Here is a 21,659-nt window from a genome sequence, read left to right on the forward strand (position 1 = left end):
CAACAGAATAATATCACGAATAATATTAGTCAGGGCGATCGCACTCTCTTTCCCACAATTCGCAACCCATATCGTGACCAAGGCATTAAAGCATTTCAACAAAAGAATTACCAGCAAGCTGTGAATTTTTTTGCTCAAGCTGTGCAATATGATCGCAATGACCCAGAAGTCTTGATTTACTATAACAATGCTCTAGCTCGCCAAAAAGATTCTCCCTTCACAATAGCGGTCGTTGTACCTGTGGGAAGTAAACAAGATATTGCTCAAGAAATGTTGCGTGGTGTGGCGATCGCCCAAAATCAATTTAATTATAACGGTGGATTTAACGGTCAATTACTCGAAATTGCCATTGCCGATGATCGTAACGACACACAACAAGCCAAACAAGTCGCTCAGCAACTTCTTGATGATAGATCTGTACTAGCAGTCATTGGACATTATTCTAGTGAAGCTACTAAAGTAGCACTATACGAATATCAAAAGGCTGCTGAACCCTTAGCAATTATCTCTCCCACCAGTTCCAGTAGCCAATTACAGGGTGAGACTTTCTTTAAGACAACCCCTTCTAACATCAAAGAGGGTGAACAATTAGCTAAATATATTCGCAATCAACTTGGCTTAACAAAAGTTGTCATTTTCTATAATCTTGACAAAGCCTATAGCGACAATCTCAGAGAAGAATTTACAAAAAAATTTGAAAAATTAGGCGGTCAATCCTCGATAATTGATTTAGCAGGGATGAAACAACAGGATGCAGACCGAAAATTAAACGAGAGTGTATCTATAAACCAAGTACAGGCAGTTTTGTTGTTCCCAGAGCAGCAATTTACTCGTACAGCACTTGGAATTGCTAAAGCTAAGGCTGAATCCAACAATCCAAGGGTGCGATCTCTAAAGTTATTAGGTAGTTCTACTCTGTACGATCACACAACCTTGAAAGAAGGTGGAAATGCAATTGAAGGATTGGTTTTAACTATTCCTTGGTTTCGGGAAGCACCACAATCAAAAAACTTTGCTCAAAAAGCAGCACAGCAATGGGGAGGACAGATTAGCTGGCGCACAGCTACCAGTTATGACGCCACTCAAGCTTTGATTCAAGCTTTATCCTCTAACCCCTCTCGCGCAACAGTTTTACAAAGATTGCAACAGGTTAATCTTTCACCCCAAGAAACGTCGGGGAATACAATCCAATTTACGCCACAAGGAGAGATACAAATGGAACCCGTTCTTATTAAAGTTGAAGGAGGTCGATTCAAGATATTGCAATCAAACTGAAGGAGAGGACAAGTAGCTTCTGAAATTGAAAAGAGAAAGGCACTTTGCTTTTCACCTTGGTAGAGATAAAAACTTATTGAAAATTTATCGAGATTGGATAAGAATTACACCTCTTAGTGAAATGCAGATCGCCCCCCTAACCCTCCATCAAAATCCCTACTAAAATCTGCATCAACACTTCCAAATCTGTAGGAACTCGATACAGCATCAAATGCTGAGTCACTACCCGCGAAGAACAATGAAAACTCCCAAATTGCCAAATACTGTTGTCACAGCACCATAAAGAATCAAATCTTCCGCCTCCACCCAACTATCAAGAGCAATTAACTCAGCCGCTAATTGAGTAAATCCCCGTGTTAAGTCTGCCTGCTTTGCTTCCACAACCAGCACACTGTGTTTTGATTGTATATAGTAGTCCAACTCTTCTCTGAGAAACTGATCCACCTCAATTGGGTACTCAATATTTACTGTAGCTTCTGTGATGTGCGCTACTTCCAGAACGATAGGAGCAATTAAGACTTCACGTCGCGCCGTCTACACACCGGATCGCTTTCACCTCACCCTCACTTGAATCGGCGCTAAAATCTTTCCCTCTCCTTAGCAAGGAGAGGGATGCCCGATAGGGCAGGGTGAGGTGAGACCAGCGCTGCGGGAGGGTTTCCAACGCTCTTATCCTACGGAGGGAGACCCTCATCAAGTACTGGCTCCTCCGCAGGCGACGGGCGTTCCCGGAGGGTTCCGAGGAATTCACTCCAATGGTGTGTAAATATCTTCCGAGTTAGGATTGAGATAAGGACGCTCGATGTCAAGCCCCAACCGCTCAAAGTGTTGGTTAATATATTTCATCCGAGCTTGTTTTGATTCATCACCGTTTTGATGAGCTTCTAGCATTGCATTAGCAACAATTTCGCAGCGGTTTTCTCCAAACTGTTGTTGAAGTCCAAACTTCAGTTCAGAAGCAGGATGTTCGGCTAACCCAATACCAGGTGCGAGAACCTTGGTAAATATGGGAACCTGCTCCCGAAAGTGAGATTTATTTTCTGCATAAATCGTCTGTAAGACTGGCAAAAGAATTTCTTTGTATCGGTAAGACTCATCTGGGTTATAAGGAAACTTGAGAAATCCTGAGTTATACAACCTGTAGTTCAAAGGGTTGTGTAATACCTCGAAGGCAAAAGGGACTTTAACTTCATTCAATTTTGTCGTTAAATATTTCATAGCCCAAACAGCAGGTTCCGGACTGAAGTTGAAGTAAACATTTATTCCCTCACTGTGAAATTTCATAGGCGGTAAACCACCTATGCCATCGCCATTTGCTCTATACCTATTTCCATGAATATAGCTAGAAGGTAACAATACTGCTACTGGATCATTTACACTAGCTGATTGCAAGGCTAAAGGAAGATGACGTTCTCGCTGGATGTGTTGAATCAAAGTATCAAATTCTGCGGCTAGGCTACCATCAGCTTCCTGTCTAATGATGCGGTATCCTGGATGAAAAAAACCTCCTCCATAATTGTTTTCGTCCAGTTGTTCATAAAATTCCCAGTCTATTCCTTGGGAATCTATTTCTTGTAGAATTTGTTCATTTGTCTTAACTCCTGGGCTGACTTCTGTTGTACGCGAACCTTCAAAGTAAATGCTACATATAAATTTTAATAACTGAGAATTGAAATATTTATATTGGATTTCCTGAGGCATTTTTTGCAGTTGTGCCACAGTAGCAGCAGGAGTTTCTATAGGAGGATAGTGAGAATGACTGATACGGAATTCGGAGAATTCTATTTGAATGTTGTTAGCAATATCGTGTAAAGTCTCCTCTAAAGTAGGTGGTAATTGCATAATAGATTCTCTTACATTTTTTTCTTGACAGGGTATTGAATCAGGGAGTTTTTCAATTTTCTCAGATCTTGCACCAGTCGCATTACCCGCCTGGGGTTTAAACCCCAGGCTAACAGCTAAAGTCTTCTAAAGAAGACTGAGTAAGAATTTCAGTCCATTTCAATGGACTTGGGCTATGAGCCTTGAACTTAAGTTCAAGGCGGACTGTGGGGCGAACTTGAGAATGGTGCAAGATCTGAGTTTTGCAAAAATATGTTTGTCATTCTGTTAGCAATGACAACTAAGATATAACTTACACACTTGGGATGCTCCCGTTAAATTGACAAAAACTTCTCTGGCTTGCACAGTAATTGTGTCGCAATGAAAAAATATAGCCCTTGGTGACTTAAAGCAATCTCCGGCTGAAGTTGAAATTCTGCTAGGAGTTGATAAATCAAACCAAGTCCAGCAAACTGAACAACCCGCTTGAGAAAGTCCGGATAATCTTCTAAAATCTTTGGGTAAGTATTAATATAAGCTTTTGTGATGGCGACAATTGAAGGACGAACAACTTCTAGAGGGATTGTAGCTAGCTGTATAGATTTTTTGATATCAATCGCAGGATGCACAATCATACTGTTGAGCCAGAAGAGGAAATAGCCAAGAATTGCTTTTCCTAAATCGCAAGCTGGATCGCCCCAACTACATGCTTCCCAATCAATAATCTTAATTAGGCTTTTATCAGTATCCTGAATTTCCGATTCTAACTTCTCCCAGTGCCTAGGTATGAAAATCTTATGAAATTGAATATTATTGTGTGTTAAACAGCAGTGGCGATGATTCAACACCAGTTCTGTAACAATTTCCCTCACAGCGTCAGATTGTTGAAAAATACCAAGAAATCTCCAGGAAACAGCTTGAGTCTTCTTTAAACTCTCAGGTTCAATCCGGCTGATAAGATAATCAGAAAGAGAATCAGGATAAGGAAGTTGGTAGTTAAGTTTGGATTCTTCCAGTTCAGTCAGAAAAGTGTGGCACTCCTGAAAACTCATCGTCTGTGAATGTAGCTTTGCTAAAGTTGTTCCTAGCAATTCTGCAAGCGCAATTGGAAAAGCTTCTTGATTTTCATAAAAACTTTGTAAGGTAATAGAATCATTTGGGCATTTGTATATTAGTATCGAATTGCTTTCATCAAAATGCAGGACTTCTGGAGTTAATGAGGAAGCATAATCTAAATTTTTGTGAGACTGCAAAAAATTATAAAGCTTCCACTCTTTCTCAATCCTAACATCGTGATCGAGGCTTTTATAATCAGGTGTCTGCTTAACAAATAGCTTCTCCTGATTTTGGGGGATATCGATTACCCAATCAAAACTCTTGCTATTAACATCAACTTTCAGATCGTCTAAGTCATCTTTTTTGCATATACCAACACTTATCAAGTAAGAAAATAAGTTTTTAAATTTGAGATGAATTGTCACAAACAACCTTTTTTAGCTGAAAATTGAGTTTCTGTAAAAAATATTTAATTAAGTTGAAACTTTGAATTTCATCATAGAGTTTGCTGTAACTTCCTCTATGATGAAAATAGACCAAAAGAGTTTTAGTCACAAAGCACTAGGCTTAGACCGCTCTGACCATTAGTCCCATTCCGATCACAGGTCACTACGCTCAGCCCGCTATTTCCTCCTCTTACTTGAACCAATTCACTATCAGTCAGTTCATTCAAAAAGTCTTCAGAATCGGCAAAAAAGTCAGTTCCGGCGACTGGGACATCATTTTTGATGTTATTTGTGATGTTCTTATCTGTGTTTTTCATGATTTGAATGTTTTTCAATGTATTCTTAATTACTATTATCAAATCCTTTCTACAAAGTATTTCTACCATATGGGGTAACTTCCGTCACATTTTCAACTGTGTATATATGTCCACAGAGTTAGCATTCAGGTAGGAACGCAGCAATTCAATTCCCATTTGTGAGAATTGCTTGAGGATAGAAGTCATCCGCCCCTCTGGGGAGTCATCGAGCGAATGCCAAGCTTCCAACAAACCATTGGCAATAATTTGGCAGCGGTTCATCCCAAAGCTTTCTTGTTCTGCAAATTTGCGGTCTGGTTCCTCTGCTAAACCAAGCCCTGGTGCCAGAAACTTGGTGAAGAGGGGGATATCTGTGTGAAAATGCGCTTTTGTTTGTGCGTAGACACTCTCAAGCACCTGCCGAACGGCTTCATAGTTACTCTTCTCGAAATACAGGACTCCTGAGTCATAGCGCTTGTATTCACCTGGGTTGTATAGCACTTTAAAGGTAAAGGAAATTAAAATATCGTTCAACTCGCGCGTCAGACTGCCCATAACCGCCACCGCACCTTCTGGGCTGAAATTGAAGTAAATTCGCACGATTTCTGGCTCGCGGTTTGAATGACCATAACTTCGTGGTCCTGCATTGCTCACTGCCATGTAGAACCCGTTTTGCACAAAATTTTTCGGCATTCGGATAGCTACCAACTCACCTACAGCGGCAGATTTTTCGGCGAGTTGCAGATGCTTCTCTGGTTGAACGTGTAAAGTTAAACCATTTTTGGTTACAGCAAAAGTGCCATCACTTTCTTGCCTCACCACACACCAACCTGAGTCAAAATAGCCGCTGCCTTGATTGGACGAGTGCAATCGTTCGTAAAATGCTATATCTACTCCAAGCCGGGTGTTATTTTCTAAATCCTGCTGGAGTGCCAAACCCGCTGAATCGGCGTCTGATGCCAGAGTTGCTCGCATAGAACCGTTGTAATAGATACCGTAGAGAAACGAGCGCAGTTGCAAGCTAAAATACTTCTTCTGAATATCCGCAGGCATTCGCTGGAAGCGGGCGACTACCTCATCTGGTAATTCCAAAGGTTTGTAATTTGGATGGCTAATAGAGAAGTTGGAGTGGATTTGCACATTGCTGACGATATCTTGCAAAGTATCGAGCAGGTGTTGTGAAGCAGAATCTGGCTGTTGAGTTTGAGAAGAATTTTCTAGTTGCATATAGTTTCGTCGCGATTAAACATCAATCTTTTCAGAAAACCTCACCCTGTCCTCACGGACATCCCTCTCCTTGCTAAGGAGAGGGAAAGAGTTTTGCATAGCAAAAAGCAAGGGTCAGGTTTTGAGCGATCCGATGTGTACACGGTAGCCCCTACTAACCTTTTAATTGCTGTAGCGTTCTTCAGCCCAAGGTTCACCACGTCGGTGATAGCCATTGCGTTCCCAAAAACCCAACTCTTCGCGTTCCAAGAACTCTAAACCATTAATCCACTTGGCACTTTTCCAAGCGTAGAGGTGAGGAACAACGAGTCTTAATGGACCCCCATGTTCTGCTGGTAAGGGTTCTCCAAAGACTTGAAAGGCAAAGAAGTTTTCTTCCAGCACAAAGTCTTTCATTGAGATATTAGTTGTGTAGCCACCGTAGCAGTGTTCCATAACATAATCTGCTTTGGCGTCTACCTCAATGAGTTTCATAAAATCTGTAACCTTGATACCAGTCCACTTGACATCAAGTTTTGACCAGCGCGTCACACAATGGAAATCCGCTGTAAATTCATGCTGTGGAAGCGCCAGAAAATCTGACCAGGTAAAGGTTACAGGTTTTGCCAAACCCCATACCCGAAACTCCCATTCGTCTGTGCTAACTTGAGGAGTCGCACCGTAGGTTAATACAGGAAATCCCTTGGTCAAGTGCTGACCGGGAGGAACCCGTTCTCCATCTTGTTCTGTAGGCTTCCGAAAAAACTTTCCCACCATAGTTGCAGAAAAATAACTTTTCTGAAAATACTTTAATTTTTATATGAAAATTAAGAATCAGTCATAGGTAATGGGTAATGGTAGGCGGTTAGTGGTTAGTGAGATAATAACTAACAACTAACATCCGACAAGTAACCAGTTACCAATTACCGAATAGTCCTCTTATGATTCCTCTTCTTCCTCTTCTTCAGCATTTGGATACACAAAAGTAGAACGTCCAGTCAAAATAGACTTGCCCAGAGAAAGAGCTTTTTGAGCTTCAACTACGGCTTTGTGCCTCCATGTAGCTCGACGTTTGTCTCGTTTGGACTTCGATGTTTTCTTCTTAGGAACTGCCATAGTAACGGGTACTCTAAATGTAGACAACCTTTTTATTCTAAGGCATACAAACAAATGTAGTGAGTGTTGACTAGAAATCGCTATCTTGTGATTTGCGTCGGTTTTTCTGTTTGAAGCAACCTAATACTGCAACTCCTGAACTTTCACTCTTGTCTTAGATTTTGAGGAGACGGCAGATCCTATAACGCTCGAATCAGAATCACGTAGACTATTAGACAAGGTTAGTAGACATAGGTTAGCCTTGTTCCTTACAAAGTCAATCACTTTCCTAAGCAATTAAACAACGAGTAAGAAAAATCGCGATGGCAAATAACTGGGCAATCGCAATTGGTATCAATCAATATCAGTTCTTTCAGCCTTTAGACTGCGCTCAAGCTGATGCTGAAGCAGTCAAAGATTTTTTGGTGACGAATGGTGGTTTTTTACCGCAACAGTGTCTGGTAATAACAGAGACTTCGCCACCGTTTGAAGATAGATCAACCTATCCCACTAAAGAAAATATTTTACTACTGCTTGAAGATTTTGCTGCTACTTCCTGGCAGCCCCAAGACCGATTATGGTTTTTCTTCAGTGGTTATGGCGTCAATTATAAAGGACAAGATTATTTAATGCCCGTGTTCGGCGATCCCAATCGCGTTGAACAGACGGGTATAGAAGTGCGATCGCTCATGCAGAGTCTGCAAGTAGCGAATCTCGATGTATTGTTATTGCTTGATATCAACCGTGCTTTCGGAACTTACACAGATGCTTACGTTGGAAAAGAAACAATAGAACTAGCTAAAGAACTACAAATTTCCACTATTCTTTCTTGTCAACCAGAGCAATTTTCTCACGAAAGTCGCGAACTAGGGCATGGATTCTTTACAGCCGCCCTGTTAGAAGCTTTACGTTACGGTAATGGCAATCATTTGACGCATTTAGAAAAATACTTGAGTGTTCGCACACCGGAACTGTGTCAACATTACTGGCGTCCCACACAAAATCCTGTCATTATTTTAGTACCGAAGCGACAGGCGCAAGTTATTTCTCCACCATTGGAGGATAAACGTGAAGCGAAAGTTAAGGAAGTCGCAAAGGAAGTCGCAGAAGTTGCAGGAAAAAATACTCCCTCATCTTCCTCATCTCCCTCATCTGTGTCATCTCCTCATCCTCAAAAAAAGTCGTCAAACAACCATTTTTTGCCGCTGGTTCTACTGTGGAGCATAGCTACAATGCTTGTTCTATGCTTAATTGCGGTTTTTTTGTTGCGCGATCGCGTAGGAGTCAAGTTAGGGCAAATAGTACCACCATCTTTCAAAAGTGCGACTAATACCAGAAAGATTGTTGATCCACCACAACCCGAAACCTCACCATCACCAACCATACTCACCCAACCAGAAACCCAATTAATCCCCCAAGTCACTTCTAGTCCACAAGTCACTCCAACTCCTGACGAATCGAAACAATCCAACCAAGCACTGTTGGAATTACAGAAAATGTCCCTGAGTCAAACTCAAGCGAGTGATTTGAGACAAGCAATTGATACGGCTGGTAAAATTCCGCCTGATGATCCTAAGTATGAAAAAGCTCAGGAAAACATCAAGATTTGGAGCCGCATGATTTTAGATTTAGCACAAACTCGTGTTAAGCAAAAACAGTATGCAAATGCTATTTCCGCTGCACAGTTAGTTCCCAAAGACCAAGCTGTATACTCAAAAGCACAAACGTCTATTAAGCAGTGGCGATTACAAGCAAAGCAGTATGTGACTAATACAACCCTTGTTGATGCTGCTGTTGGCTTAATTCGCGATGGACAGGCTTCTACCTACAATCGCGCTATAGAAGTTGCTAAAAAAGTTCCACGAGATGAACCAGGTTTTGATGTTGCTCAAAAATCTATCAACTCATGGAGTGAAAATATTTTGCGTCTTGCCAAACAACGAGCAAACCGAAAAGAATTCAAAGCTGCGATTGAAACCGCTACTTTAGTTCCAGAGGAAACAGCTGCATACAAACAAGCGCAGAATGCAATTGCACAATGGCAAAAAAACAGTCAATAGTTACTAGTTTTTGGTCATGATAGAGACGTTGCGTGCAACGTCTCTACACGTGTGAAATCTCGGAAAACAATCCTTAACTAAACGGTACTGATTTATTAGCAGTACTGTGTGACATCTTCGCCGCATTCATCAGCTAGATAGCATAGCGCTCGAAAACGTAAGCCAACCAACTCTTCATAGACAGGGTTAAGCTTGCACATTGGCGGAATATGAAACAGGGTTTTCCCAAATAATTTCACATCGCGCTCAAAAGGACATTGGGAAGGAATGAACTTGCACAAGCGATGAGCTAGTTGGCGATCGCGAACTGGAACATTGTCTAACCATCGCCGTATGGATTGGAGAATACCAAATTCAGGCTTAGGCGAAGGACGATGCATCTCGGCTGCTGGGGCGTCTTGTTGTGCTTGATTTAGCGGCACCCAGCTTGCCAAAAAGATTTTTTTTGTGGTATTATGATATACCTTCATGGTTCACTCCTCTATTTCGACTGAGGCTCTTGAACTACCCGATGAACATTTACAACTTTGCCACGACTTGTTCCGGAAGAACCTTGTCCTGACTGAGATACAATCTGATGATTTGTCTGATCTGATGATTGAGTAGCTACTGGCATCAGAGCCTGTTCTATATTACGTCAAGTTAAGCGCAATTTCCTTTTGATCACAGGTGCAATAGAGATATCTTCTTTTTCACTTGACGTAATTAAATTTTTAGTAAAGAAATCTACCTTTGGGTAGATAAAGGTGTAACGTTTACTAAAACTTTCTCACAAAATAAAATACATTTGACGTCACTGTTGATTGCGTAAGTAGAAATACTACAATTTTGCATTCAGGTAGTCATTAGCTAAAAGCAAAACTGTGTAAATTCGACGCTGGTAGTGACTTTTAAATATTACAACCTTCCCCAAAAAAATACTTATAGATAAGAGAGGCTAAGTAGGAGAGAAAAAGAATACAAGGAAGAAAATTAATTAAAAATCAAGAATTTCGATTTTTTAAAACCCATTTTTCCGCGATTTTACCCACATTTTCACCCTCAGTTGGAAAGTGGTAATATGACATTGGAATATGAGTAATTTTGCTGATAGCTATAGAGCTGCTGATAACAGCATCATAAATTTGTGATTCTCCTTCGACAACTTGCAATCTATGGCGTATTAGGGCTAACTTACCTGGGATTAGCACTGGGCTATCTTCCAGGTCTACGGATGAACCGTGCGACAATTGCTCTGGTAGGTTCTGCATTTCTCATTGGTTTGGGTGCTCTCAATTTGCAAGAAGCATGGGATGCCATTGATGCCACTACCATCGTGTTTTTGTTAAGCATGATGGTTGTCAATGCTAATCTATCCTTTGCTGGTTTTTTTCAGCGGGCACTAGCAGTGCTGTTGAGTTTCACCCGCAGTCCTTTTGGTTTGTTAATCGCCTTAACTTGTGTGAGTGGTGTCCTCTCCGCCTTTTTTCTCAATGACACCTTGGCACTGATTTTGACACCATTGACTTTGAGTCTGACACAAGCGCTGAACTTGAATCCAATTCCCTATCTACTTGCACTCGCAGGAGCAACTAACATTGGTTCAGTAGCCACTTTGAGCGGTAATCCCCAAAACATTCTTATTGGCTCTTTCTCTGGTATTCACTACATAGATTTTCTGCGGGCATTAGCTCCCGTCGCTTTGATAGGGTTGGTAATTGAGATAGGATTATTGTGGCTACTTTACCCTGAGGTGCGCTCAACTCAACCCAGCGAGCAATTACTCCTTAAGAAGGGACGCATTTTCAAACCTCTTTATCAAAAAACCATTATCATCACCACTGGGTTGCTTATCGCCTTTGCTGTGGGTTTACCTTTAGCAGTATCTGCTTTGGTAGCTGCTAGCCTTTTGCTCATCACTCGAAGGATTAAACCACAGCGAATTCTCAAAGAGGTGGACTGGAATTTGCTAATGATGTTTTCTGGACTGTTCATCCTAACAAAAGTGACACAAAAGTTGAACTTGTTGCAGCCATTTACTTATGTAGTTAACTCTGGTGTTGGTCTTTTAAGCGTAACAGCTGTTTTATCTAATCTAATTTCTAACGTTCCTGCTGTACTCCTGCTGCAACCCTTAATTCCTAAAGATAATACCCAGTCTTGGCTATTACTTGCAGCTAGTTCAACCCTAGCTGGAAATTTAACTTTGTTTGGTTCAGTCGCTAACTTAATCCTCGCAGAAGCAGCTGGTGAGTTGGGGTACAAGTTAACTTTTTGGGAACATCTGCGCTTTGGGGTACCGCTGACAGTGTTAACTTTACTTCTAGTGTATGTGTTGATTCATTGAATATCTTTGATGACGCTTCCACTGAAATTTACCGCTCAATTTTATTGATTTCAGCAGCTTTACCATCGCCTAAATCAGCTTGTTCAAATTGAGTAGTTTTAGGCAAGGCTATCTGAACATCTGATTTGGCATCAATTTCAACTTGAGCATTTTGGAATATCCCATCCAAAAGATGTCCGCTATCCAGAAAGAATGCTTGAATTTCAACCAATAGGAATACACCATACAATGAAAACTGGTGCAGTTTGATCATAAATTAGGGTGGATAGCAACGCTATTCCACCCTTGTGCAGTTTCATTTTTGGTTAGTTAACCAACAAACTTAAAACTCTACACTCTATAACTTTACTACGATGCTACCTGAGCTGCAGTACGAGTACGACGTCTTCTTCCATCAGAAACTTTTACTGGTGGTTCGTCAGGAATTTGCATCAATAAAGTTACGGACGGTTGACAATGTAGTTCCTTGCGCAGCGATCGCGCGAGTTCCCTCTCCAAAAGCCCTTGCAATCCACCCCAATCCACCTGTTGATTTTCACCATCAAAAGAGGGGGCAAATTCTGACCAGCGAACGCTGAGGATTTCTTCAATCCGCTGTTGTACCCACTTTTGCAGCAAGGGGCGCTCGATGCTGGTGACAACACCTCGTAGGTGAATTTCTGGCTTTGCCATCAACTTGCCATTCCAATCTAGCGCCATCGCAATTGTGACAATACCTTCTTCTGCCATACGTTGCCGTTCTTGGAGCACTTTGGCACTAACCATGCCACTACCGGAAGTATCTACCAGTTCCAGACCAGATGCTACTTTACCAGCAACACGCATTGATTCCTCTGTGAGTTCGACGATATTTCCATTCTGAATAATCACCATGTTTTCAGCAGGAATGCCCATACTCTGAGCTGTTTGGGAATGCTTGACGAGCATCCGATGTTCTCCGTGAACTGGTAGGAAGAACTTGGGTTTAGTCAGAGCAATCATCAGCTTTTGGTCTTCCTGACATCCATGACCAGAGACGTGAATTCCTTTATCCCGACCATAGATGACATTTGCTCCCTGCATCATCAATTTATCGATGACGGTGACTACAGCAATTGTATTTCCAGGAATGGGGTTGGCTGAGAAGACGACCGTATCTCCTTGGCGAATTCTAATATGGGGATGTTCTTGATTGGCAATCCGAGTCATTGCTGACATCGGTTCACCTTGAGAACCAGTCGTCAAAATTAAGACCTTTTCCTCAGGTATATTACGGACTGCTTGCAACGGCTGAAGGAGATTCTCATCACACTTGATGTATCCTAGATTACGGGCATGGGCAATCAAATTCAGCATGGAACGACCTACCACGCCCACGACACGCTTATACTTTTGCGCCAGTTGCAAAACCATGTTAATCCGATGCACGCTGGAGGCAAAGGTTGTCACAAATAATCGCCCAGTGGCTTGACTGAAGACTCTGTCCAGATTTGGATACACAGAACGTTCTGAAGGCGTAAATCCCGGTACTTCTGAGTTTGTTGAATCACTCATCAAGCACAGTACGCCTTTCTCCCCGTGTTCGGCTAGTCTTTGCAAGTCAAAATGCTCACCATCTACGGGCGTATGGTCAATTTTAAAATCCCCTGTATGGATAAGTATTCCAACTGGTGTATGAATCGCTACAGTAAAGCTATCAGCGATGGAGTGTGTATTGCGAATATATTCTACAAAGAAATGTTTGCCAATTCTCACCACATCGCGGGGGAGGACAGTTTTTAACTCAGTGCGATCGCGCACTCCCGCTTCTTCCAATTTCCCCTCCAGCATTGCCAGTGCTAGTCTCGGACCATAAATCGCAGGAATTTCAAATTGCTTTAGGTGAAAGGCTATCCCACCGATATGGTCTTCATGACCGTGGGTAACAATCATACCTTTAATTTTGTGGCGATTTTCCCGTATATAAGTCATGTCTGGGAGTACTATATTGACTCCATGCATCCCGTCTGTGGGAAAAGCCAATCCTGCATCTAGCAGGATAATTTCATCGTCATACTCAAAAACACAGGTATTTTTACCAATTTCATGCAAACCGCCCAACGGAATGATTTTTAGGGCGGCTAAAGTTTCGTTTTTAGCCATATTCTCCTTACTCGTGTTCTTTGTTGATAAAAATGTGAAATTTAAAGATTGTTCTTTGTCAATCAATTGTTGTAAAACTGACAAGACAAATAGGCTATGAAATCAGTCTGAAAACAGCTGATTCTTTATCAGATGTTCAATTGTTGCTTAATTAATTCGGCTTTAAAAGCTCAAAATTCATAATATATTTATCCAGTCTTAGCACAGGAGTTTTACCCATCTCTTGGTAAAATAAAGCACTTTTATTATAAAAATCTTTCGCAAATTAGCCCGTCTGCCTTCATTATATTCCTATTAAATTAAATCAAGTTCTTTGAGAACGAGTTTTAACTTTTGACTGATTTCTGAGTCAGGTTCGCACAATGGGAGACGAGTTGAACCAACCTCCCAACCTAAAAGATTTAATGCTTTCTTGACTGGGATGGGGCTTGTCGTTGCAAATAAAGCTTTAAACAGAGGAAAGAGTTGGAGATGTATTTCCCTAGCTACTTGAATTTTACCTGAATCAAAGGCTTGAATCATCTTTTGTAGTTCGTTTCCTACCAGATGAGAAGCCACACTGACGACACCTTTTGCCCCTATTGCCAACAGAGACAAAGTCATGTAATCATCACCAGAATAAATCTGGAATTCTTTTGGCGTCAAGCGACGAATTTCACTTGCTTGATCTATATTGCCTGTCGATTCCTTAATTCCAATAATATTGTCAATTTCAGCTAACCGAGCAACAGTTTCCGGTTGGAGATTTTGACCTGTACGACCAGGGACATTGTACAACAGCAACGGTAAGTCAGGCGTCGCCTGAGCGATCGCAGCAAAGTGCTGATAAAGCCCTGCTTGGGGGGGTTTGTTGTAGTAAGGAACAACCTGTAGTACGCCATGTACTCCTATTTTAACTGCCTTTTGGGTAGCGGCAATTGCTTCTTTTGTTGAATTAGAGCCACACCCTGCGATCACAAAAGCTTTTCCCGCCACGGCCTGCAATACCACAGAAAACAACTGGTATTCTTCCTCCCAACTCAGGGTAGGAGATTCTCCCGTAGTTCCACATACCACCATTGTATCTGTACCATTGTCCGCTAGATGTGCTGCTAGTGCTGCAGCTACATCATAATTCACACTGCCGTCTTCCTTAAACGGCGTAATCATAGCGGTTAGAACTCTGCCAAAATCTACCACCCTCTTTTCACTCCTAAATATTCTTCTTTTCTTTGTTTCTTCTTTGTTGTTGTTTGTTCTTCGCTTTTTGTGGATCTTGGTGGTGTTATATTGTGATAACCTATTTGACTCTGACTTTCAAGCGTAATTTACACATTCTCTCGTTTGTCTTTGTCCTTTTTTTGGCATTCATAACCAAATCAGTTATGACTAAGACCCAACAGCAGAGCCATACCCAGCTCGATACCCTCAAAGTAGCAGATTGTCTCACTTAATGACTAACCGCTACCGCCCCTTTGAGTAGATTTTTTGCTACTAATAACTCAGCAATTTGTATTGCATTCAAGGCTGCGCCTTTGCGGACTTGATCCCCGCACAGCCACAGTTCCAAGCCACACGAGTTAGAAATATCCTGACGAATTCTCCCTACCAAAACTTCATCTCGACCTGTGGCTTCAATCGGCATTGGGAAATGGTTTGCCTTCCAATCTTCTACCAATTTCACACCCGGTGCCTGACTGAGAACTTCTCTCGCTTTCTCTGGGCTAAATGGTACCTCAAATTCTAGGTTAATCGCTTCCGAATGGCTACGTAGTACGGGAACCCGTACACAAGTTGCAGTGATTCTGATATCCTGACTCCCAAAGATTTTGCGAGTCTCGTTAACCATTTTCATTTCTTCCTCACAATACCCAAACTCGTTCAAAGGGGTGTTGTGCGGGAAGACATTAAATGCTAATGGATAGGGAAATACTTCAGCTACAGGTTGCTTACCTTCTAAAATAGCACTTGCTTGAATTTTCACTTCTTCCATTGCCTTAGCACCAGCACCACTGGCTGATTGGTAAGTTGCAGCCACAAGGCGCTGTACTGGTGATACTTTATGTAGGGGCCACACTGCCACAGTCATCAAAATCGTTGTACAGTTGGGATTAGCAATGATACCTTTGTGGTTCGCTGCTGCTTCTGGATTGACTTCTGGAACCACCAAAGGAACTTCCGGATTCATGCGAAACGCACTGGAGTTATCAATCACCACAGCACCCGCCGCGACCGCTTTTGGTGCCCAAGTTTTTGAGATGGAACCACCTGCACTCGCAAGCACCAGATCCGCATTCTCAAAGGCTTTTTCACTCACTGCTTCTACTGGCAAATTTTCCCCTTGAAAAGGCAGTGTTCGCCCTGCACTGCGTTCTGATGCCAATAACCTTAAATCAGAAACAGGGAAATTACGGTTCTCCAATAATTCCAGCAACTCTTGACCAACCGCACCAGTTGCTCCCAAAATAGCTACCCTGTAGGATTTAGACAAATTGACTTCCTCCTTTACGAGATGTTCTGTGCAATTTCTTCTAGAAATTCAAAGCTTAAATGGCAATAGCAGACATTAAATAAACTTTTTAATAGTTTTCTTTATTGAAAAAATGGTTGTAATTCTTAATCTAATACATTTCTTTTGTTACTCATGCTGATTCGTATGGCAATTTACAATACTTGATGACGAAACTTTTTTTTGAAAATTAAGACTTCTATTATAGAGTAGATCATCTTTCAACATCTGGATGAGCTAAACTTTTGCATAACTCAAAACTGGTTTTATCCTTCAATAGATGCGTTGTCAAGATGATTGGTGTACTATGATTCAATGGACTAAGAAGAGCATTGCGATAATAACCTATTCTCACAACACAGGAGCTAGGCAATCATCAGCGCTCAGTTCGACATAGCAGCCAGCCCCAATGCGACAACCTTAGCGTGCAACAGTGCTAGTTGAGAACCAGGATATCACGGTGTTAGCCCTTTGGGAAAAAACAATTTGGAGTTGAGAACAGGAAACTAGTTTGCGCTCAAATGTCTAGTTTTTTGACAACAAAAGTAAACTAAATAAGTGTTATAAGCAGACCCTGGTGCACTTGGATATAATCAAGCCATGTAGCCACCTTGAATCCAAGTCAAGAAACTTTAACTTAAAGACGCAAATTTTGGCGTCAGTAGACAACAAGTAAAAAGAAATACAAATAATAGAGACGAAGCATGAAAGTCACCCAGGAAAAACTTCCCGCCAGTCAAATTGGTCTGGAAATAGAGATTACGCCAGAAAAGACCAAGGAAACTTACGAAAAAGTTGTTAAGAACTTAGCAAGTACTGCAAATATTCCTGGGTTTCGCAAAGGCAAGGTACCTCGGCAGATACTTCTGCAGCGCCTTGGCACAACTAGAATCAAGGCAGCTGCGCTAGAAGAAGTCATTCAATATGGCATTGAGCAAGCACTCTCACAAGAAAAAATCCAGGTGCTCGGTCAACCACAGCTACGCTCTTCTTTTGAGGAATTGATTAGTAATTATGAACCAGGAAAAGCGCTGATAATTTCTGCATTTGTAGATGTGGAACCAGAACCAAATTTGGGTGAATATACGGGCTTGCAATTCAAAGCTGAGGAAGTGAAGTACGATCCACAGCAGGTAGACAAAGCCTTAGAAGACGAACGCCAACAAATGGGAACATTAATTCCTGTGGAAGGGCGATCAGCGCAAATAAATGATGTGGCTGTGGTAGATTTCAAAGGAGTTATTGCTGCTTCTGTTGGTGAAGACGAAACTGCTGAACCCCAGCCAATACCGGGGGGAGAAGCAACTGATTTCCAATTGGAGATGCAAGAAGACAAATTCATTCCCGGCTTTGTCACAGGGATAGTGGGGATGAATCCTGGAGAAACCAGAGAAATCTCTGCTCAGTTTCCAGATCCTTATGTTAACGAAGATCTAGCAGGAAAACCCGCAGTTTTCACTGTCACCCTTAAAGAACTCAAGGAAAAAGAACTGCCTGAATTGAATGATGACTTTGCCCAAGAAGTCGGCGATTATGATACTTTGGACGAATTGCGCAATTCTTTGGAAGAGCGCTTTCAAAAAGAAGCCCAACAGAAAACAAAATCGCATCAGCAAGAAGCCTTGTTAGCTGAACTGCTCAAGCATGTGGAAGTTGACTTGCCTGAAACGATGATTCAACAAGAAGTCAATGAGATGCTGACGCAAACAGCTATGCGGCTTTCTCAGCAAGGGCTTGATGTCAAAAAGTTATTTACTCAAGATGTGATTCCTCAGTTGCGGGAGCGTTCTCGCGGTGAAGCGGTTGAGCGCATTAAACGTTCTCTAGCGCTTATGGAAGTTGCTAAACGCGAGTCCATCGAAGTGAGCGCAGATCAAATCGAAGCCAGAGTCAAAGAATTGATGGAGCAGTACTCTGAAAAAGATGTTGATGAGAAAAGAATGTTTGAGGTTGTAGAAAACGAATTGTTGACCGAAAAAATCATCGATTGGCTTCTAGAACGCTCAACAATTGAGTTGGTACCTGAAGGTTCTTTGAGTACAGTAGAAACTGAGACTGAAGAAATCACGGTAGATGAACCAGTTGCAGCAACTGAAACTGTAGAACAACCTCTTCTGGCTACTACTGAAACTGCGTCTGTTGACACAGAGTCAACACAGGGATAATAGATGATAAGGGGATAAGGATAAACAGAGTGAGAAGTTTCCCTCCCTCACTCCCTGATTCTCCCCCATCTGCCTGTCCGAAGGTAGAAGTTTAAGAAACTTTATTTGAGTACCAGTACACATCACCGTCTTGGTTTGATACTGTTTTACACGATAGGAATTTATATAAGGCATAATGGTTAACACATAGCCACATCAAAAATCAGGCTCATAAAAAAGGCAGCACTTGCTGTCAAAATTATTGTTACACTTAGTGTAAAACGTTCTTTTATGCTTGTATCACAGTCGGGAAACTACCAACCTCACAGTTTGAGTGACTTTAAACTCTACTCCCTAAACAGTCCTAGCAACATCGTCCCGATGGTGGTAGAACAATCGGGTGTGGGAGAACGTGCCTTTGACATCTACTCTCGCTTGCTACGGGAACGGATTATCTTCTTAGGAACGCCAATAGACGATAATGTTGCCAACTCAATTATTGCCCAGTTGTTGTTTCTAGACGCTGAAGATTCAGAAAAGGACATTCAACTGTACATTAATTCTCCTGGTGGCTCCGTGACGGCAGGTATGGCAATCTACGATACCATTCAGCAGATTCGTCCTGATGTGGTCACCATATGTTTTGGATTAGCCGCAAGCATGGGGGCATTCTTGTTAGCCGCAGGAACCGCTGGTAAACGGATGTCTCTTCCTGATTCCCGGATTATGATTCACCAACCACTAGGCGGTGCACAAGGGCAAGCCGTTGACATCGAGATACAAGCCAGAGAAATTCTTTATCATAAGTCTAAGTTGAACCAGTTACTCGCTCAGCACACTGGTCAACCGTTAGAAAGAGTTGAAGCCGATACTGAGCGCGATTTCTTTATGTCGGCCCAAGAGGCAAAAAACTACGGGTTGATTGATCAAGTCATCTCCAGGCAAAATCTTCCCTCACCAGGGGAAAACGTCACCATTCTGAAATAAGAGGCTGGTATGTCTAAGTACGACTCCCATTTAAAATGTTCGTTTTGCGGAAAGTCTCAGGAGCAGGTACGTAAATTAATCGCCGGACCGGGAGTCTACATCTGCGATGAATGCGTTGACTTGTGTAATGAAATTCTGGATGAGGAGTTACTCGACACAAATGCGGCTGCATCATCGCAGCCAGCACCCAAGTCAGAACCACCACCAAAACGCCGTGCCCGCTCCTCTAATCTCTCATTGAATCAAATACCTAAGCCACGAGAGATTAAAAAGTACCTAGATGAACATGTCATCGGTCAAGACGAAGCGAAAAAAGTACTTTCCGTCGCAGTTTACAACCATTACAAGCGGCTGTCACTGGTTCAGTCTAAAGGCAGTGGCAAAGGTTTAGATGATGCGGTAGAACTGCAAAAATCTAATATTCTGCTTATTGGTCCCACAGGCTGTGGTAAAACCTTACTAGCGCAAACTCTGGCAAAAATTCTTGATGTGCCTTTTGCTGTTGCTGATGCCACAACTCTAACAGAGGCAGGCTACGTGGGAGAAGATGTAGAAAATATCTTGCTGCGATTGTTGCAAGTTGCAGACTTGGATGTCGAAGAAGCGCAGCGCGGAATTATCTACATCGACGAAATAGATAAGATTGCTCGCAAGAGTGAGAACCCCTCAATTACCCGAGATGTCTCTGGTGAAGGCGTACAGCAAGCTTTACTGAAAATGTTAGAGGGGACAGTTGCCAATGTACCACCCCAAGGAGGACGCAAGCACCCCTATCAAGACTGCATACAAATTGATACGAGTAATATCTTGTTTGTCTGCGGCGGTGCTTTCGTTGGCTTAGAAAAAGTTGTAGAGCAGAGAACTGGCAAAAAGTCGATAGGCTTTGTACAACCAGGAGAAGGTCAGTCCAAGGACAAGCGTACAGCTGACACTCTGCGCTATTTAGAACCGGATGACCTCGTGAAGTTTGGGATGATTCCGGAATTTATTGGACGGGTGCCAATGGTAGCGGTGGTAGAACCGCTGGATGAAGAGGCGCTGATGGCAATTTTGACCCAACCGCGTAGTGCCTTGGTCAAGCAGTACCAAAAGCTCCTGAAGATGGATAACGTCCAGTTAGAGTTTAAACCAGAGGCTCTGCGAGCTATTGCTCAAGAAGCATACCGCCGCAAAACCGGCGCGAGAGCGCTGCGGGGCATTGTGGAAGAATTGATGCTGGATGTGATGTACGAGTTGCCTTCGCGTAAAGATCTCACTCGTTGCACAGTCACGCGGGAAATGGTAGAGAAGCGTTCTACTGCCGAACTACTGATGCACCCTTCCACACTACCTAAGCCAGAATCAGCTTAATTGTTATTAGTCATCAGTCATGAGTAAAATACTGTTAACTCTTGACTTTTGACTTTTGAAAAATGTCCTACACAAATGTTCGTGGTACTGAGCATTACTACGAGTGGATAAAGAAGCCATCAGATAGTGAGGACAAACCTGTGATGGTTTTTATCCACGGCTGGGCTGGCTCTTGTGGGTATTGGCAGGGTACTGCTCATGCTTTATCAGAACAATTTGATTGCTTACTTTATGATTTGCGGGGATTTGGGCGTTCCTATGGGCAACCAAGCGTAGCCAAAGCGAGTGAATCTGTCGTTGAGTCTATTGAGTTGGAGTCACCGCAGGCAGAATCTGTAGCAATTCAAAAGTTAACTTATGAGTTAGAGGAATACACAGACGACTTAGCAGCTTTGCTAGATAAGTTGCACATTCAACGCGTATATATTGCTGCTCATTCGATGGGCGCATCCATTGCTACTTTGTTTCTTAACCGTTACCCACAACGAGTGAAAAAAGCGATTTTGACCTGTAGTGGTATTTTTGAGTACGACGAAAAAGCATTTACAACTTTTCATAAGTTCGGTGGCTACGTGGTCAAATTTCGTCCAAAGTGGCTGGATAAAATACCGTTTGTTGACCGGATGTTTATGGCACGATTTCTGCATCGTTCCATACCAGCGGCAGAACGTCGGGCTTTCTTACAAGATTTTCTCAAAGCAGACTATGATGCTGCTTTAGGCACAATTTTTACATCTGTGAGTAAAGCCGCAGCTGAATTGATGCCACAGGAGTTTGCTCAACTGAGCGTGTCTACGCTACTGGTGGCGGGTGAGTATGACAAAATTATTCCAGCCCAGATGGGTCGTCAGGCAGCTGCACTTAACGATAAAGTTGAGTTTGTCATGATTCCAAATACGGCTCATTTCCCAATGTTGGAAGATGCACCTACTTACCTCAAACGGGTGCAAGAGTTTTTGCAATAGTCAACAGTTAACTGTTGACTATT

Annotated in this window: 20 protein-coding genes; 7 read left to right on the forward strand and 13 right to left on the reverse strand. The window is 42.3% G+C overall.

Going from position 1 to position 21,659, the window contains the following annotated elements; translation table 11 throughout:
* Nucleotides 1–1,275: ABC transporter substrate-binding protein (locus AC5590_RS17125; protein WP_169264743.1), on the forward strand; the 1,275-nt coding region annotated here is incomplete at its 5' end.
* Nucleotides 1,276–1,497: 222 nt separating this feature from the next.
* Here the strand turns inward: AC5590_RS17125 and AC5590_RS17130 are convergent.
* The 7 genes from AC5590_RS17130 to rpmF all read right to left on the reverse strand — a co-directional run bounded on the left by AC5590_RS17130 (nt 1,498) and on the right by rpmF (nt 7,216).
* On the reverse strand, nt 1,498–1,719 hold the full coding sequence (locus tag AC5590_RS17130; RefSeq protein WP_248277209.1) for a hypothetical protein: 222 nt from the start codon (nt 1,717–1,719) through the stop codon (nt 1,498–1,500).
* A gap of 303 nt (nt 1,720–2,022) precedes the next feature.
* Nucleotides 2,023–3,117 (reverse strand): T3SS effector HopA1 family protein, encoded by a 1,095-nt coding sequence (locus tag AC5590_RS17135; RefSeq protein ID WP_169264744.1) that lies wholly within the window; start codon nt 3,115–3,117, stop codon nt 2,023–2,025.
* A 314-nt stretch (nt 3,118–3,431) separates the two neighbouring features.
* Nucleotides 3,432–4,577, reverse strand: a complete 1,146-nt coding sequence (locus tag AC5590_RS17140; RefSeq protein ID WP_169264745.1) for a phosphotransferase family protein — start codon at nt 4,575–4,577, stop codon at nt 3,432–3,434.
* Between the two features lie 122 nt (nt 4,578–4,699).
* A complete protein-coding gene (locus tag AC5590_RS17145; protein ID WP_172195124.1) occupies nt 4,700–4,915 on the reverse strand; it encodes a hypothetical protein in 216 nt (71 codons plus the stop codon).
* Nucleotides 4,916–4,999: 84 nt separating this feature from the next.
* Complete coding sequence (locus AC5590_RS17150) at nt 5,000–6,121, reverse strand: T3SS effector HopA1 family protein (RefSeq protein ID WP_169264746.1); 1,122 nt, start codon at nt 6,119–6,121, stop codon at nt 5,000–5,002.
* Between the two features lie 162 nt (nt 6,122–6,283).
* A complete protein-coding gene (locus AC5590_RS17155) occupies nt 6,284–6,877 on the reverse strand; it encodes a sulfite oxidase-like oxidoreductase (RefSeq protein WP_169264747.1) in 594 nt (197 codons plus the stop codon).
* Between the two features lie 162 nt (nt 6,878–7,039).
* A complete protein-coding gene (gene rpmF, locus AC5590_RS17160; protein ID WP_169264748.1) occupies nt 7,040–7,216 on the reverse strand; it encodes a 50S ribosomal protein L32 in 177 nt (58 codons plus the stop codon).
* Nucleotides 7,217–7,518: 302 nt separating this feature from the next.
* On the opposite strand from rpmF, the gene AC5590_RS17165 reads away from it, so the two are divergent.
* Entirely contained in the window at nt 7,519–9,255 is a 1,737-nt protein-coding gene (locus AC5590_RS17165) for a caspase family protein (protein ID WP_169264749.1), read from the forward strand.
* Nucleotides 9,256–9,350: 95 nt separating this feature from the next.
* On the opposite strand, the gene AC5590_RS17170 is transcribed toward AC5590_RS17165, so the two are convergent.
* Nucleotides 9,351–9,725, reverse strand: coding sequence for a Mo-dependent nitrogenase C-terminal domain-containing protein (locus AC5590_RS17170; RefSeq protein WP_169264750.1), 375 nt, complete (start codon nt 9,723–9,725; stop codon nt 9,351–9,353).
* Between the two features lie 11 nt (nt 9,726–9,736).
* Nucleotides 9,737–9,871 carry a hypothetical protein gene (locus AC5590_RS17175; protein WP_256379305.1) on the reverse strand — a complete coding sequence of 45 codons (135 nt, stop codon included), beginning with the start codon at nt 9,869–9,871 and terminating at the stop codon, nt 9,737–9,739.
* A 513-nt stretch (nt 9,872–10,384) separates the two neighbouring features.
* On the opposite strand from AC5590_RS17175, the gene AC5590_RS17180 reads away from it, so the two are divergent.
* Nucleotides 10,385–11,581, forward strand: coding sequence for an anion transporter (locus AC5590_RS17180; RefSeq protein ID WP_169264782.1), 1,197 nt, complete (start codon nt 10,385–10,387; stop codon nt 11,579–11,581).
* A gap of 28 nt (nt 11,582–11,609) precedes the next feature.
* Here AC5590_RS17180 and AC5590_RS17185 read toward each other — a convergent pair whose 3' ends face one another.
* The 4 genes from AC5590_RS17185 to AC5590_RS17200 all read right to left on the reverse strand — a co-directional run bounded on the left by AC5590_RS17185 (nt 11,610) and on the right by AC5590_RS17200 (nt 16,172).
* Nucleotides 11,610–11,834 carry a hypothetical protein gene (locus tag AC5590_RS17185; RefSeq protein ID WP_169264751.1) on the reverse strand — a complete coding sequence of 75 codons (225 nt, stop codon included), beginning with the start codon at nt 11,832–11,834 and terminating at the stop codon, nt 11,610–11,612.
* Nucleotides 11,835–11,929: 95 nt separating this feature from the next.
* Nucleotides 11,930–13,702: a ribonuclease J gene (locus AC5590_RS17190; RefSeq protein ID WP_169264752.1), complete on the reverse strand. Its 1,773-nt coding sequence runs from the start codon at nt 13,700–13,702 to the stop codon at nt 11,930–11,932.
* A 294-nt stretch (nt 13,703–13,996) separates the two neighbouring features.
* Entirely contained in the window at nt 13,997–14,881 is an 885-nt protein-coding gene (dapA, locus tag AC5590_RS17195) for a 4-hydroxy-tetrahydrodipicolinate synthase (RefSeq protein WP_169264753.1), read from the reverse strand.
* A gap of 250 nt (nt 14,882–15,131) precedes the next feature.
* Nucleotides 15,132–16,172: an aspartate-semialdehyde dehydrogenase gene (locus tag AC5590_RS17200; RefSeq protein WP_169264754.1), complete on the reverse strand. Its 1,041-nt coding sequence runs from the start codon at nt 16,170–16,172 to the stop codon at nt 15,132–15,134.
* A gap of 722 nt (nt 16,173–16,894) precedes the next feature.
* Between AC5590_RS17200 and tig the strand changes: the two genes are divergently transcribed.
* The 4 genes from tig (at nt 16,895) to AC5590_RS17220 (ending at nt 21,636) form a co-directional block, all read left to right on the forward strand.
* Nucleotides 16,895–18,355 (forward strand): trigger factor, encoded by a 1,461-nt coding sequence (gene tig / locus AC5590_RS17205; protein WP_169264755.1) that lies wholly within the window; start codon nt 16,895–16,897, stop codon nt 18,353–18,355.
* Between the two features lie 270 nt (nt 18,356–18,625).
* Nucleotides 18,626–19,321, forward strand: coding sequence for an ATP-dependent Clp endopeptidase proteolytic subunit ClpP (gene clpP / locus AC5590_RS17210; RefSeq protein WP_169264756.1), 696 nt, complete (start codon nt 18,626–18,628; stop codon nt 19,319–19,321).
* 9 nt (nt 19,322–19,330) lie between these two features.
* The gene (clpX, locus tag AC5590_RS17215) at nt 19,331–20,671 is read left to right on the forward strand and encodes an ATP-dependent protease ATP-binding subunit ClpX (protein WP_169264757.1); all 1,341 of its coding nucleotides are present in this window, start codon (nt 19,331–19,333) and stop codon (nt 20,669–20,671) included.
* A 62-nt stretch (nt 20,672–20,733) separates the two neighbouring features.
* Nucleotides 20,734–21,636: an alpha/beta fold hydrolase gene (locus AC5590_RS17220; RefSeq protein ID WP_169264758.1), complete on the forward strand. Its 903-nt coding sequence runs from the start codon at nt 20,734–20,736 to the stop codon at nt 21,634–21,636.
* Nucleotides 21,637–21,659: the final 23 nt, after the last annotated feature.

This window comes from Brasilonema octagenarum UFV-OR1 (assembly GCF_963888615.1).
GTDB classification, from domain to species: domain Bacteria; phylum Cyanobacteriota; class Cyanobacteriia; order Cyanobacteriales; family Nostocaceae; genus Brasilonema; species Brasilonema sennae.

Coding starts and splice junctions, on each gene's coding strand:
- AC5590_RS17135 (WP_169264744.1), bottom strand. CDS start 3,117: ATGCAATTACCACCTACTTTAGAGGAGACTTTACACGATATTGCTAAC.
- AC5590_RS17220 (WP_169264758.1), top strand. CDS start 20,734: ATGTCCTACACAAATGTTCGTGGTACTGAGCATTACTACGAGTGGATA.
- tig (WP_169264755.1), top strand. CDS start 16,895: ATGAAAGTCACCCAGGAAAAACTTCCCGCCAGTCAAATTGGTCTGGAA.
- clpX (WP_169264757.1), top strand. CDS start 19,331: ATGTCTAAGTACGACTCCCATTTAAAATGTTCGTTTTGCGGAAAGTCT.
- clpP (WP_169264756.1), top strand. CDS start 18,626: ATGCTTGTATCACAGTCGGGAAACTACCAACCTCACAGTTTGAGTGAC.
- rpmF (WP_169264748.1), bottom strand. CDS start 7,216: ATGGCAGTTCCTAAGAAGAAAACATCGAAGTCCAAACGAGACAAACGT.
- AC5590_RS17175 (WP_256379305.1), bottom strand. CDS start 9,871: ATGCCAGTAGCTACTCAATCATCAGATCAGACAAATCATCAGATTGTA.
- AC5590_RS17185 (WP_169264751.1), bottom strand. CDS start 11,834: ATGATCAAACTGCACCAGTTTTCATTGTATGGTGTATTCCTATTGGTT.
- AC5590_RS17170 (WP_169264750.1), bottom strand. CDS start 9,725: ATGAAGGTATATCATAATACCACAAAAAAAATCTTTTTGGCAAGCTGG.
- AC5590_RS17150 (WP_169264746.1), bottom strand. CDS start 6,121: ATGCAACTAGAAAATTCTTCTCAAACTCAACAGCCAGATTCTGCTTCA.
- AC5590_RS17165 (WP_169264749.1), top strand. CDS start 7,519: ATGGCAAATAACTGGGCAATCGCAATTGGTATCAATCAATATCAGTTC.
- AC5590_RS17190 (WP_169264752.1), bottom strand. CDS start 13,702: ATGGCTAAAAACGAAACTTTAGCCGCCCTAAAAATCATTCCGTTGGGC.
- AC5590_RS17145 (WP_172195124.1), bottom strand. CDS start 4,915: ATGAAAAACACAGATAAGAACATCACAAATAACATCAAAAATGATGTC.
- AC5590_RS17155 (WP_169264747.1), bottom strand. CDS start 6,877: ATGGTGGGAAAGTTTTTTCGGAAGCCTACAGAACAAGATGGAGAACGG.